Origin of the sequence: Actinoplanes derwentensis, assembly GCF_900104725.1 — a bacterium.
Taxonomy (GTDB): Bacteria; Actinomycetota; Actinomycetes; order Mycobacteriales; family Micromonosporaceae; genus Actinoplanes; species Actinoplanes derwentensis.
Window position 1 is genome coordinate 6,769,638 of record NZ_LT629758.1, and the last position, 13,099, is coordinate 6,782,736.

Here is a 13,099-nt window from a genome sequence, read left to right on the forward strand (position 1 = left end):
GTTCGGGTCACCTGATGCTGGCGCAACAGCGGCAGACCGCCATTCTGGACCGGGTCCGCGCCACCGGTGGCGTCCGGGTCACCGAGCTGGCCTCCGAGTTCAGCGTCTCCGACATGACGATCCGCCGTGACCTGGAGGCCTTGGCCGAGCGCGGGCTGCTCGCGAAAGTACACGGCGGGGCGACCACCGTCAGTCCCGGTTCGGCACACGAGCCCGGTTTCACCGCCAAGTCGGTGCGCGAGCGCGGCGAGAAGACCGCGATCGCGATGCGTGCGGCGGCCCTGGTCTCCCCCGGTGACGCGATCGCGCTGTCGGCCGGCACCACCACCGCCGAGCTGGCCCAGCGCCTGGTGGACGTGCCCGCGCTGACCGTGGTGACCAACTCGATCCCGGTCGCCGATGTGTTCTACCGAGCCGGGCGGGCCGACCAGACCGTGGTCCTGACCGGCGGTACCCGTACGCCCTCTGATGCCCTTGTCGGTCCGGTCGCCGTCGCGGCGATCGGCGCTCTCCATCTGGACGTGCTCTTCCTCGGTGTGCACGGCATGAGTGAGCGCGCCGGTTACACCACGCCCAACCTGATGGAAGCCGACGTCAACCGGGCCCTGGTGGAGGCGGCCGAACGCCTGGTGGTGCTCGCCGACCACACCAAATGGGGCACCGTCGGCATCTCCTCGATCGTCCCGCTGTCCCGCGCCCATGTGCTGATCACCGATGACGGCCTGGACCCGGGCGCGCGCGAACTTCTGTCAGAAACCGTTCCTGAACTCGTGGTGGTGAACCCGCAGTGAGCCCGACCCGGTCGACCGTCCGCCTCTCCGACGGCCGTGAGCTGATCTATTTCGACGAGACCCCCGGCAGCGGCCGGTCCGAGTTCCCGGACACCCGGCAGCTCCCGACCCCGCCGCCGGCTTCCCAGTTGCGCTACGACCCGCTGACCGACGAGTGGATCGCGGTCGCGGCGCACCGCAACACCCGCACGTTCCTGCCGCCGTCGGACGCCTGCCCGCTGTGCCCGACGTCCGAGCGGTTCGCCAGCGAGATCCCGGCGCCCAGTTACGACGTGGTGGTATTCGAAAACCAGTTCCCGTCGTTCTCCGACCGGATCGTTGCGGACGAGATCTCCCAGGTCACCGACATGGTCCCGGTGCGCCCGGGGCACGGCCGGTGCGAGGTGGTCTGCTTCACCAGCAATCACGACAGCGCCTTCGGCTCGCTCCCGCCCTCCCGGGTGCGGACCGTGATCGACGCGCTCGCCGACCGCACCGCCGAACTCTCCCAGCACCCGGAGATCGCACAGGTCTTCCCGTTCGAGAACCGTGGCGTCGAGATCGGCGTGACGCTGCACCACCCGCACGGCCAGATCTACGCCTACCCGACGGTCACCCCGAAAACGGCGGCCTACCTGCGGGCCGCGGCGAAACACCAGGACAAGACCGGGCGCAATCTGTACGCCGACGTCCTCGCCGCCGAGCAGGAGGCCAAAGTCCGGGTGGTCGCGTCCAACGAGCACTGGACGGCGTACGTGCCGGCCGCCGCCCGCTGGCCGTTCGAGGTGCACCTGGCCCCGCACCGGCAGGTTCCCGACCTGCCCGCTCTCACCGACGCCGAACGGGACGCGTTCGGCCCGCTCTACCTCGACGTGCTGCGCCGCTTCGACGGCCTGTTCGGCAAGCCGATGCCGTACATCTCGGCCTGGCACCAGGCGGTCACCGGTGAGGGCCGCGACCTGGGCTACCTGCACATGCAGCTGTTCAGCATCCGGCGCGCCGCCGACAAGCTGAAGTTCCTGGCCGGTTCGGAGTCGGCGATGGGTTCGTTCGTCAACGACATCGTCCCGGAGGCCGCGGCCCAGCGCCTGCGCGACATCTGAGCGGAAACGAGCCGGGCCGGCGGGTACGAACCCCGCCGGCCCGGCTCGTCATCCGCTACAGCTGGATCTCGTTAACGGTGATCGTCTCGCCCTCGACCACCGTGTAGAGCTCGGCGTTATCCTTGTCCACCTGACCAGGCGACCATTGGCTCACGTCGTCGGACCAGAAGCCGAGGAGGTAGCCGCCGGCCGGCAGATCGGTCTCGAAGTGGCCGGTGGAGTCGGTCCAGAGGTGGGTCCAGACGTCGGTGCCGTCGCCGAGCCAGACACTGACGCCCACGTTCTCGACGGGCAGTCCGGCGGCGGTGGTGAACACGCCCTCCAGGACGCCGGTGCCGGTGGCCGCGGCGGCCGGGGTGACCAGCGATGAGGCGGCCAGCAGGCCGGTGGCGGCGGCCAGGCTGATCCGGGTGAGCAAGGATACGGTCATGATTTCCCCCGTGGAAATAGATTGATCACCTGCAGGGGATCATAACCTTCGATCGATGCAGAAGGGGAGCCCGGGACAAAGCTCCCCTTCGCCTGTCGAACGATCCGCGCCGACCCGGGGTCACGACCCGTAATAGGCGTTCTTCATGATCCGTTCCATGTCGGCCAGCATCGGCATCCGCGGGTTGGCCGGCGCGCACTGGTCCAGGTAGGCGTTCATCGCCTGCTGCGGCAGCGCGTCCAGGAACTCCTGCTCGCCGACGCCGGCGCCCTGGAACGACGGCGGGATCCCGACCGCGTCCCGAAGCCTCTCGACGGCCACCGCGTACGACTCGACGCCCTGCTCGGGGGTGTCCGCCGGGAGTCCGAGGTGCCGGGCGATGTCCTGGAAGCGTTCCGGGGCGATGTACCGCTCGTACTTCGGCCAGCTGTTCAGCTTCGCCGGGACGGTGCCGTTGTGCCGGATCACGTGCGGCAGCAGGATCGCGTTGGTCCGGCCGTGCGCCACGTGGAAACTCGCGCCCAGCGTGTGCGCCATCGCGTGCACGATGCCGAGGAACGCGTTGCCGAACGACATGCCCGCGATGGTCCCGGCGTTGTGCATCTTCTCCCGGGCCGACGGGTCGTCCGAACCCCGCGTGACCGCCCGCTCCAGATTCTGGAAGATCAGCTTGATCGCGTGCAGGGCCAGACCGTCGGTGAAGTCACTGGCGTAGACCGACACGTACGCCTCGGTGGCGTGGGTCAGCGCGTCAAAACCGCTGTCCGCGGTCACCACGGGCGGCAGGTCGGCGGTCAGGTGCGGGTCGATGATCGCCACGCTCGGGGTGAGGGCGTAGTCGGCGAGCGGGTACTTCTGGCCGGTCGCCGTGTCGGTGATGACCGCGAACGGCGTGACCTCGGCACCCGTACCGGATGTGGTCGGCACGCAGACCAGCTTGGCGATCTTGCCCAGAGTCGGGAACTTGAAGGCCCGTTTCCGGACGTCGAAGAACTTCTCCTTCATGTCCGCGAAGTCGACGTCCGGGTGTTCGTAGAGCAGCCACATGACCTTCGCCGCGTCCATCGGCGAGCCACCGCCGAGAGCGATGATCGTGTCCGGGCGGAAAGAGCGCATCAGAGCGGCGCCGGTACGAACGGTGTCGATGCTCGGCTCCGGCTCCACCCCGTCGATCACCTGGATCGTCACCGGCTCGGGACGTTCACGCAGCACATTGCTGATCCGGTCGACGTACCCCAGCTTGGTCATGGTGTGGTCGGTGACGACGGTGACCCGGCTGACCTCCGGCATGTCCCGGAGATAGCGGATGGCGTGCGGCTCGAAGTACATCTTCGCGGGCACCTTGAACCACTGCATGTTGTTCGTCCTACGGCCGATCCGTTTGATGTTGAGCAGGTTGAGGGCGGACACGTTGTCGGAGACCGAGGTGTGCCCGTAACTACCGCAACCGAGGGTCAGCGACGGGCGGAAACCGTTGTAGATGTCGCCGATGCCGCCCTGGGAGGCGGGCGCGTTCCAGATGATCCGGACCGCCTTCATCCGCTTGCCGAACCGCTCCGACAAGGCGGCGTCCTTGGCGTGCACGACCGCGCTGTGCCCGAGCCCGTGGAACTCGACCATCTGTTCGGCGTACGAAATCCCCTGCTCCTCGTCCTGTGCTTTGAGCACCGCCAGCACGGGGCAAAGCTTCTCCCGGCTCAGTGGCTCGGCCGGGCCGACCTCGCTGATCTCGGCGAGCAGGATCGAAGTGTCGTCGGGGACGCTGAATCCGGCCCGCTCGGCGATCCAGGCCGCGGACTGCCCGACCACCGCCGCGTTGAGCTTTCGGCCGTCCGGGAAGACGAAGTCGCGCAGCAGCTTGGTCTCGTCCGCGGTCGCCAGGTGGGCGTGCAGTCGGCGGAACTCTGCCAGCGCCTGCTCCGCGATCGAGACGTCCAGGATCACGGCCTGCTCGGAGGCGCAGATCATGCCGTTGTCGAAGGTCTTCGACACCACGATGTCATGGGCGGCCCGGACCACGTCGGCGGTCGGGTGCACATAGGCCGGCACGTTGCCGGCACCGACACCGAGAGCCGGCTTGCCGGTCGAATAGGCGGCCCGGACCATCGCGTTGCCACCGGTCGCCAGGATCGTCGCCACCCCGGGATGGTTCATCAGAGCGGACGTGGCCTCGATCGACGGCTGCACGACCCACTGGACGCAGTGCTCGGGAGCACCCGCCGCGATCGCCGCGTCCCGGACCACCAGAGCCGCCGCCGCACTGCACGACTGGGCGTTCGGGTGGAAGGCGAAGATGATCGGATTGCGGGTCTTCAGCGCGAGCAGCGCCTTGAAGATGGTGGTCGAGGTCGGGTTGGTGACCGGGGTGACCGCGGCGACCACACCGACCGGGTCGGCGATCTCGGTGATGCCGTCGACGTCGTCCCGGTTGATGATGCCGACCGTACGCATCCCGGCCATGCTGTTGGTGACGTGCTCACACGCGAAGATGTTCTTCACGGCCTTGTCCTCGAACACGCCGCGGCCGGTCTCGTCCACCGCCAACCGGGCGAGGTCACCGTGCCTGTCCAGCGCCGCCACCGAAGCCTTGCCGACGATGTGGTCGACCTGCTCCTGAGTGAAGTCGGCGTAGCTGGTCAACGCCTTCTCCGCATTACCGACCAGACCGTCGATCTCGTTCATCTCACGCTCCTTCGTCGACTCCCATCGTCGTCGTGAAGGTGCGTGACGCAGAACAGCAGAAGGTCCCGCCGATGGCGGGACCTTCTGCTGTTCTTGGAGAAATCAGGCGCCGAGCTTGCGGGCCAAGTTCTCGTCGAGCGCGTTCATGAACTCGTCGGTCGACAGCCACGGGGCGTCCCGGCCGATGAGCGCGGCGAGGTCCTTGGTCATCTGACCACCCTCAACGGTCTCGATGCAGACCCGCTCCAGCGTCTCGGCGAACTCGGTCACCGCGGGGGTGCCGTCCAGCTTGCCGCGGTGCTTGAGGCCACCGGTCCAGGCGAAGATCGAGGCGATCGGGTTGGTGCTGGTCTTCTCGCCCTTCTGCCACTGCCGGTAGTGCCGGGTGACCGTGCCGTGCGCGGCCTCGGCCTCGACGGTGTCGCCGTCCGGGGTCATCAGCACCGAAGTCATCAGGCCGAGCGAACCGAAGCCCTGGGCCACCGTGTCGGACTGCACGTCACCGTCGTAGTTCTTGCAGGCCCAGACGTAGCCGCCCTCCCACTTGAGCGCGGCGGCGACCATGTCGTCGATCAGCCGGTGCTCGTAGGTGATGCCGGCTTCGGAGAACTTCTCCGCGAACTCGGTCTCGAAGATCTCCGCGAACAGGTCCTTGAAACGCCCGTCGTAGGCCTTCAGGATCGTGTTCTTGGTGGAGAGGTAGACCGGGTAGTTGCGGGCCAGGCCGTACCGGAACGAGGCGCGCGCGAAGTCGCGGATCGACTCGTCGTAGTTGTACATCGCCATGCCGACACCGCCACCAGCCGGGAAGTCCGTGACGTGGAACTCCATCGGCTCGGAGCCGTCGTCCGGCGTGAAGGTGACGGTGAACTTGCCGGCCTTCGGCGCGACGAAGTCGGTCGCCTTGTACTGGTCGCCGTGGGCGTGCCGGCCGATGATGATCGGCTTCGTCCAGGTCGGCACCAGACGCGGCACGTTGCTCATGATGATCGGCTCACGGAACACGACACCGCCGAGAATGTTGCGGATCGTGCCGTTCGGCGACCGCCACATCTTCTTCAGGCCGAACTCCTCGACGCGCGCCTCGTCCGGCGTGATCGTCGCGCACTTGACGCCGACGCCGTGCCGCTTGATGGCGTTGGCCGCATCGATCGTGACCTGGTCGTCGGTCTCGTCCCGGTACTGGATCGACAGGTCGTAGTACTCCAACTCGACATCCAGGTACGGCAGGATCAGCTGCTCACGGATCTGCTTCCAGATGATCCGGGTCATCTCGTCGCCGTCGATCTCGACGACCGGGTTCTTGACCTTGATTTTCGCCATCGGCCAGCGCTCCTCTCCCGAAACACATGCTTAGCAGTACGAGCGTACTGCCCGGCCACCGAAGATCGCCGGGCGGCCCCGTTCACCATCCCAGGCTCAGGCGAATCGGAACGGCGAATTAGCATCTAGCGGTGATCTCCGATGCCTGGTGGGACCGGCACCGCTGGTGGGCCCTGACCTTGATCGTCGTGCTGCTGATCGGGCTGTTCCTGACCGGCGGATACACCGTGCAAGCCCTGGTCAGCATGTCCCGCTGGGCCACCGGCGGACACCTCGGGGCCATGGCCGTCATCGGCTGGGTGTTCTACTTCGCCCCGTTCGGTCTGCTCTGGGCGGTCCTGCTGTTGATGGGCCGGTCCACCGCGCCCGCACTCTGCCTGGGCCTGCTGCTCCTGCTGGCGCCGATCACGCTCGCCTGTTTCCCAGGCGGCTACAACGACACACTCGCCGCAGCGGTCACCGGGCCCGGCGGAGCCGCGTTCGTGGCCGGAGCACGCAACGGCGGGCTGGGCGGGCTGCTCCCGTCGGTGGTGGTGCCGTTCGTGGTCTTCAACGAAGGGCTCCGTGACCGGTTCGGCGACCGGACCCTGCGCCTCATGATGATCGTGCCGGTGGTGGCCGTCCTGATCGCGACGATGATCGCCGCGGTGATCCTGGCCCCCTAGTCACAGCCTCACGAGAAGAGGCCGGGGCGAAAGCCCCGGCCTCTTCTCGGAAAACGGATCAGAGTTTCGCGACGTCCGCCTGCTTGGCCCGGACCGCCTCGGCGGCCTCCTTCAGGCCCGCGATCTCCGCGTCGGTCAGCTTGTCCTCGACGACCTTCTTGATGCCCTGGGCACCCAGCTCAGCCTCGACACCCAGGTAGACGCCGGAGATGCCGTACTCCCCGTCGACCCAGGCACACACCGGCAGCACCACGCCGGAGTCCTCGGCGACGGCCTTCGCCATCCGGGCCGCGGCGGCCGACGGGGCGTAGTAAGCCGAACCGGTCTTCAGCAGCGCCACGACCTCGGCGCCGCCGTTCCGGGTCCGGACCACCAGCTCCTCGATCTTCTCCGCCGACAGCAGCTCGGAGAGCGGCTTGCCGTCGACCGTGCAGCGCGACGGGACCGGCACCATGGTGTCGCCGTGCGAACCCAGCGTCAGCGCCTTCACGCTGGCCACCGGAACGTTCAGCTCCTCGGCGATGAAGTTGGTGAACCGGGCCGTGTCGAGCACACCGGCCTGGCCGAAGACCTGGTTCTTCGGGAACTGGGTCGCGAGCTGGGCCAGCGCGGTCATCTCGTCGACCGGGTTCGAGACCACGATGACGACGGCGTTCGGCGCGTACTTCTTGATGTTCTCCGCGACCTGGCGAACGATCTTGGCGTTGACCTCGAGCAGGTCCATCCGGCTCATACCCGGCTTACGCGGCAGACCAGCGGTCACCACGACCACGTCGGAACCCTCGATGGCCTCGTAACCCGCACCGGTCACCGGGTCAGTCGAAGCGCCGACGACCTTGCTCTCGAAGCCCTCGATCGCACGGGACTGGTTGAGGTCGAGCGCGATGCCCGCAGGCTTGCCCTCGAGAATGTCGGTGAGGACCACTGTCTCGAAGATGTCGTACTCGGCGAGACGCTGCGCGGTCGTGGACCCGTAGAAACCGGCGCCTACGACGGTTACCTTCTTGCCCATAGCTCTGCTCTCCCAGTGTCCTGGCGATTTTTCGCGACCGTATCAGCCGGTTAACGGCCCGTTACGAGCCGGTCCACTGAACGGGACCTAAGCCACTATCCACCACCGGCTGTCCACAACGCCGGTTCATCCACAGGCACAACCCCCGCCGACGCCAGGCCGCAGCATCCTTGGCCGGTGTCCCGTCCGCCCCGAACACCACCACAACTCCGCGGCCGGCCCTTCCGTGGATCCCAAGCCATCGCCGCCGGACTGATCACCAAGGCGATGCTGAGCGGACCCAACTGGCGCCGGATCCTCCCCGACGTCTACACACACCAGCACACCGAACTCGACCATCCGGCCTGGTGCGCAGCCGCCATGCTGGCCCTGCCCGACGACACCGCGATCGGTGGCCCCAGCGCCGCCGTCCTGTGGGGGGTCACCACACTGCCACCCCGCACACCGGTCACAGTGGTCTCGCCCCGCACCTCACGGTTACGCCCCGAACCACTCCTCCTCACCCACTACACCACCCTCGCCGCGACGGACGTGACAGTCCGTGACGGGTTGCGCGTCACCACACCGGAACGAACCGTGTTCGACCTCGGGCGCCGCCACAGCCACGACGAGACACTCGCCGCCCTCGACGCGATGCTCCACCACGGCCTGCTTCAGGAGCCGGCACTTCAGCGCATGCTCGCCGACCGGCGAAAATGGCCGGGCGCGGCGCGACTCGCGGAACTCGTGAAAATCGCCGACCCACTCGCCGAATCACCGATGGAAAGCCGCCTGCGACTGGTGATCATCGACTCGGGCCTGCCACCTGCCGTCAGCCAACATCCGGTTCGTGACGTGGCCGGGCGCTTCATCGGGCGGGTCGACTTCGCATGGCCCGAGATCCGGCTCGCCGTCGAATACGAAGGCGACCACCATCGGGACCGCGAACAGTTCCGTAGCGACGTCGGGCGCTTCAACGCGCTCCGGATGGCGGGATGGACCGTGCTGCGATTCACTGCGGACGACGTCATCCGCCGGCCCGACGAGACCGCACGGACCATCGGTGCGGCACTCGCCGAAACGTCACACAGCGTCAGATTGCCCCGTCACCGATAGTGGCCGCCGCTTACCCTGGGTAGGCGGCGGCCAGACCATCCAACCGGCCCAGGCACCCAGTCACCTCACCACCCCCCGACCCCACACCCAGCCCCTTTTTTCGGCTAGCCGTAGCTCAGATCTGTTCTGGCGTATCCATAAGGTGCCTGAGCTACGGCTCGACTTTCCCGGCCGTACTTCAGACCGGTTATCGGCCCGTATAAGCCGTCTGAGCTACGGCTAGCCGGATTACCTGCCTGAGCTACGGCTAGCCGCAGTTCAGGCAGGTGATGACGGTGGGGTGTGAGCGGGGCTCGGGCTGGGGCAGGGCGGGTGTCGGCAGCGCTGGTGCGGCAGCCGTCAGTGGTAGAAGTGCCTGGTGCCGGTCAAGTAGACAGTCAAGCCCGCCTTCGCCGCCGCCTCGATCACCTGCTCGTCCCGGATCGAACCGCCCGGCTGGACGACCGCTTTCACACCCGCGTCGATCAACACTTGCAGCCCGTCCGGGAACGGGAAGAACGCGTCGGACGCCGCCACGCTGCCCGCGGCCCGTTCCGTTCCGGCCCGGTTGACCGCGAGGTGCGCCGAGTCGACCCGGTTGACCTGCCCCATCCCGACCCCGACGGTGGCACCGTCTTTGGCCAGCAGAATCGCGTTGCTCTTGACCCCACGAACGGCCCGCCAGGCGAAGACCAGATCAGCGAGGTCAGTACCGGTCAGAGCAGTACCGGCGGCCAGGGTCCAGTTCGCCGGGTCGTCGCCAGTCGCGTCGACACGGTCCGCGGACTGCACCAGCACACCACCGCTGACCTGCTTGATCTCGGTCGGCGGCGGGTTCCAGGCGGGCGCCGCGAGCACGCGCAGCTTCTTCTTCGCACGGAACACTTCAAGAGCTTCCGGCTGGTACGAGGGAGCCACGATCGCCTCGGTGAGGATGCCGTCGAGCTGTTTGGCCAGTTCGACGGTCACCTCCTGGTTGACCGCGATCACGCCGCCGTAGGCGGACAGCGGGTCACAGGCGTGCGCTTTGCGATGTGCGTCGGCCACGTCGGCCCCGACCGCGATGCCGCACGGGTTGGCGTGCTTGATGATCGCCACGCACGGTTCGGTGAAGTCGTTGGCGCTGCGCCAGGCGGCGTCCGCGTCGACGTAGTTGTTGAACGACATCTCGATGCCGTGCAGCAGTTCGGCCTGGGCCAGGCCCGCGGACGCGGCTGCGTCGATGTACAGCGCGGCCTGCTGGTGCGGGTTCTCGCCGTACCGCAGGGTGTTCTCGAGTTTGAGCGCGAGCCCTTCGAACGCCGGCCATTCCACCGAGTCGGTCAGCGCGGCGGCGGTCCAACGGGCGACGGCCACGTCGTACTCGGCGATGTCCGCGAAGGCGCGGGCGGCGAGCACCTTGCGCTCGGCCAGGGTGAACCCGCCTCCGTCAAGAGAAGCGATCACTAGCGGGTACGCGTCGACCGAGGTCACCACCGTGACCGAAGCGTGGTTCTTGGCCGCAGACCGGACCATCGCCGGGCCGCCGATGTCGATCTTCGCGATGCACTCTTCGACGTCCGCGCCGGAGGCGACCGTTTCGGTGAACGGGTAGAGGTTGCTGACCAGCAGGTCGAACGGCTCGATGCCCAGTTCGGCCAGTTCTTGGACGTGGCCGTCCAGGCGCAGGTCGGCGAGCAGCCCGGCGTGCACTTTCGGGTGCAGTGTCTTGACCCGGTCGCTGAGGATCTCGGGGAAGCCGGTCAGCTCTTCGACGCGGGTGACCGGTACGCCGGCTTTCTCGACGGTCGACGCGGTCGAGCCGGTGGAGACGATCTGTACCCCGGCGGCGTGCAGTGCCTGGGCCAGTTCGACGATGCCGTCCTTGTACCAGACGCTCAGCAGCGCCCGCTTGATCGGACGACGCCCCTCTGCGGAGGTGGTCACGGGATCCGTACCTTCCTGTCCTTGATGGTCCAGCCGTCGCGGACCAGTCGGCCGACGTGGTCGACCAGTTGGGCGCGTTCGGCCACCTTGATGCGCTCGGTGAGGGTCTCTTCCGTGTCGTCGTCGAGCACGGGGACCACGGTCTGGGCGATGATCGGCCCGGTGTCGACGCCGGCGTCGACGAAGAAGAGTGTCGCTCCGGCGACCTTCACACCGTAAGCGAGTGCGTCCCGCGGCCCGTGGATGCCGGGGAAGGCGGGTAGCAGCGCGTTGTGGGTGTTGATGTACCGGTCGCCGAACGAGTCCAGGAACTGTTTGCCGACGAGTTTCAGGAAGCCGGCCGAGATCACCAGATCGGGGCGGTGTTCGGCGACGTGGCCGGTGAGGGCGGTGTCCCAGTCGTCGCGGGTCGGGTAGGTCTTCACCGAGTCGACGAAGGTCGGGACACCGGCGGCACTGGCGATCTCCAGGCCGGCGATTCCGTCCCGATCGGCGCCGACGGCGACCACGGTGGCCCCGTACGCCGGATCGGCTGTCGCTTCGAGAAGAGCTTTGAGGTTGCTGCCCGATCCGGAGATGAGGACGACCAGGCGGGCGGGCGCGGGGTCAGTCACGTTTGCACACCCTATCGCCTGGTGATGTGCTCAGGATCGGCGGGAGAAGGCCCGGGTGGCGGCCGCGCCGACGCTGACCGACACGGCCACGACTATCGCGGCGACCACGCCGACCTGTATCGGGTCGGGGCCGATGTGGGAGAGCCGGCCGGAGCCGAGTGCTCCGCCGGAGGTCCAGGCGAGTAGTGCGAGGGTGGTTCCGGCGACGGGGCCGGACAGCAGGCCGGACAGGATGACGAGGGTCCAGGCGGGTTCGGTGGCGGCTGTTTTCCGGGTGGCACGCCAGGCACTGTCGCGACCGTAGCGGAGTCGTTGGGTGAGGGTCCAGCCTGCGACGGCGCCGGCGATCACCGGGAGGGCGAGCAGCAGTGCCCCGGTGGCGCCCATCGGGCCTTCGGGTAGTCCGGCGATGAGCGGGATCATGGGTGGTGGCCCGTAGGTGACGTCGGTGAGGCCGATCGCGGTGTCGATGCCGAGTGCGAATCCGGGGCCGAGGAGGTAGGCGGTGACCCAGATGGCGGCGTTGACCGCGTAGCCGATGCTGACCAGGGTGATGCCGGCTTGCCCGGCGACGCCGGTCTGGTAGCCGGAGATGATTTTGGCGGCTTGGGCGCCGCCGAGGGCGACGGCGAGGCCGCCGATGACCGCGCCGGTGCCGAGGATCAGGAAGGCCGCGATCAGGCCGGTTCGGATGCCGTGTCGTAGGGCGGGCGGGATCCGGCGGGCCAGTGCGGTGACGGCTCCGGTGCCGCGTAGTGCCCCGAGCATCGTGCCGAGGAGGCCGAGGATCAAAAAGTGCACCGCGGCGCGGCCGGTGGAGACGTCGGTGCCGCGGCCGTCGACGAGGTGGGCGGTGAGGGCGCCGATCATGGCGTACGCCGTACCGACCACGACGGTGACCAGCAGTGCCCGGCCGATGGAGCCGCTGTGCCGTGCTCCTATCGCCCTGGTGACGTGTAGTCCGGCCCGGTTGAGCCGCCAGATCATCAGCATGGTGAGCAGTAGTGGGGCGAGGGCGAGTGGCCCGATCGAGGTGCCGATCGGGACGCCGTGGCCGAGTAGCCAGCCGGCGGCTCCGGCGTGTGCCGCTCCGGCGAGGCCTCCGGAGCCTTCCAGGGTGCGGGCCAATCCGATGACCGCGGCGACCGGCAGGTAGCTGAGCAGGGCGGCCCAGAGGGTCGCGAAGAGTGCCGCGACGACAAGTGGTGCCCGGCGTCCGGCTGGTGGGCGGCGCTGGGTGGGTACGCGGACGGTGTCGTGGCGGCCGAGCATCGTCTCGTCGACGATCACGGTGTCGCGGGTGCCGACGTCGACGGCTTCGGTGGGCCGGCCTGTCTCGATCGCTGCGGTGTCGCGCACGACGGACTGGAGCGCCTCGGCGACCGCGAACGGGTCCTCCGAGCCGCTGGGCCGGTCGGTTGTGCTGGGCATCGGGCCTACTTTTCCATGCCGTGGCCACTACGGCGATGCAGAAAGCACGGCGCGCCGCCGATCGGGCCG

General features: G+C 68.1%; 11 protein-coding genes. 4 read left to right on the forward strand and 7 right to left on the reverse strand.

Annotated elements, in window-relative coordinates; all coding sequences use genetic code 11:
- Nucleotides 1-14: 14 nt before the first annotated feature.
- Complete coding sequence (locus BLU81_RS29650) at nt 15-791, forward strand: DeoR/GlpR family DNA-binding transcription regulator (RefSeq protein ID WP_092548511.1); 777 nt, start codon at nt 15-17, stop codon at nt 789-791.
- Entirely contained in the window at nt 788-1,873 is a 1,086-nt protein-coding gene (galT, locus tag BLU81_RS29655) for a galactose-1-phosphate uridylyltransferase (RefSeq protein ID WP_092548514.1), read from the forward strand. Before BLU81_RS29650 ends, galT begins: the two co-directional genes overlap by 4 nt.
- A 55-nt stretch (nt 1,874-1,928) precedes the next feature.
- Here the strand turns inward: galT and BLU81_RS29660 are convergent, their stop codons facing one another.
- The 3 genes from BLU81_RS29660 to BLU81_RS29670 all read right to left on the reverse strand — a co-directional run bounded on the left by BLU81_RS29660 (nt 1,929) and on the right by BLU81_RS29670 (nt 6,308).
- Nucleotides 1,929-2,303 (reverse strand): hypothetical protein, encoded by a 375-nt coding sequence (locus tag BLU81_RS29660; RefSeq protein ID WP_157751843.1) that lies wholly within the window; start codon nt 2,301-2,303, stop codon nt 1,929-1,931.
- 120 nt (nt 2,304-2,423) lie between these two features.
- Nucleotides 2,424-5,036, reverse strand: a complete 2,613-nt coding sequence (adhE, locus tag BLU81_RS29665) for a bifunctional acetaldehyde-CoA/alcohol dehydrogenase (RefSeq protein ID WP_269461113.1) — start codon at nt 5,034-5,036, stop codon at nt 2,424-2,426.
- Between the two features lie 51 nt (nt 5,037-5,087).
- Nucleotides 5,088-6,308, reverse strand: a complete 1,221-nt coding sequence (locus tag BLU81_RS29670; protein ID WP_092548523.1) for an NADP-dependent isocitrate dehydrogenase — start codon at nt 6,306-6,308, stop codon at nt 5,088-5,090.
- 131 nt (nt 6,309-6,439) lie between these two features.
- Here BLU81_RS29670 and BLU81_RS29675 point away from each other — a divergent pair, with 131 nt between their 5' ends.
- Nucleotides 6,440-6,973, forward strand: coding sequence for a hypothetical protein (locus tag BLU81_RS29675; protein WP_092548526.1), 534 nt, complete (start codon nt 6,440-6,442; stop codon nt 6,971-6,973).
- A 58-nt stretch (nt 6,974-7,031) separates the two neighbouring features.
- On the opposite strand, the gene mdh is transcribed toward BLU81_RS29675, so the two are convergent.
- Nucleotides 7,032-7,985 (reverse strand): malate dehydrogenase, encoded by a 954-nt coding sequence (gene mdh, locus BLU81_RS29680; protein ID WP_092548529.1) that lies wholly within the window; start codon nt 7,983-7,985, stop codon nt 7,032-7,034.
- A gap of 177 nt (nt 7,986-8,162) precedes the next feature.
- On the opposite strand from mdh, the gene BLU81_RS29685 reads away from it, so the two are divergent.
- Nucleotides 8,163-9,080, forward strand: a complete 918-nt coding sequence (locus tag BLU81_RS29685; protein WP_092548532.1) for a DUF559 domain-containing protein — start codon at nt 8,163-8,165, stop codon at nt 9,078-9,080.
- A gap of 339 nt (nt 9,081-9,419) precedes the next feature.
- Here BLU81_RS29685 and purH read toward each other — a convergent pair whose 3' ends face one another.
- The 3 genes from purH to BLU81_RS29700 are packed head-to-tail and all read right to left on the reverse strand — an operon-like array spanning nt 9,420 to nt 13,030.
- The gene (gene purH, locus BLU81_RS29690; RefSeq protein ID WP_092548535.1) at nt 9,420-10,985 is read right to left on the reverse strand and encodes a bifunctional phosphoribosylaminoimidazolecarboxamide formyltransferase/IMP cyclohydrolase; all 1,566 of its coding nucleotides are present in this window, start codon (nt 10,983-10,985) and stop codon (nt 9,420-9,422) included.
- Complete coding sequence (gene purN, locus BLU81_RS29695; RefSeq protein ID WP_092548537.1) at nt 10,982-11,599, reverse strand: phosphoribosylglycinamide formyltransferase; 618 nt, start codon at nt 11,597-11,599, stop codon at nt 10,982-10,984. The genes purH and purN overlap by 4 nt, the downstream gene beginning before the upstream one ends.
- A 30-nt stretch (nt 11,600-11,629) precedes the next feature.
- Complete coding sequence (locus tag BLU81_RS29700) at nt 11,630-13,030, reverse strand: cell division protein PerM (RefSeq protein WP_092548540.1); 1,401 nt, start codon at nt 13,028-13,030, stop codon at nt 11,630-11,632.
- Nucleotides 13,031-13,099: the final 69 nt, after the last annotated feature.

Bases quoted from the DNA above. Each gene is read 5' to 3' on its own strand.
- mdh (WP_092548529.1), bottom strand. From the start codon at position 7,985: ATGGGCAAGAAGGTAACCGTCGTAGGCGCCGGTTTCTACGGGTCCACG.
- BLU81_RS29670 (WP_092548523.1), bottom strand. From the start codon at position 6,308: ATGGCGAAAATCAAGGTCAAGAACCCGGTCGTCGAGATCGACGGCGAC.
- BLU81_RS29700 (WP_092548540.1), bottom strand. From the start codon at position 13,030: ATGCCCAGCACAACCGACCGGCCCAGCGGCTCGGAGGACCCGTTCGCG.
- BLU81_RS29650 (WP_092548511.1), top strand. From the start codon at position 15: ATGCTGGCGCAACAGCGGCAGACCGCCATTCTGGACCGGGTCCGCGCC.
- BLU81_RS29660 (WP_157751843.1), bottom strand. From the start codon at position 2,303: ATGACCGTATCCTTGCTCACCCGGATCAGCCTGGCCGCCGCCACCGGC.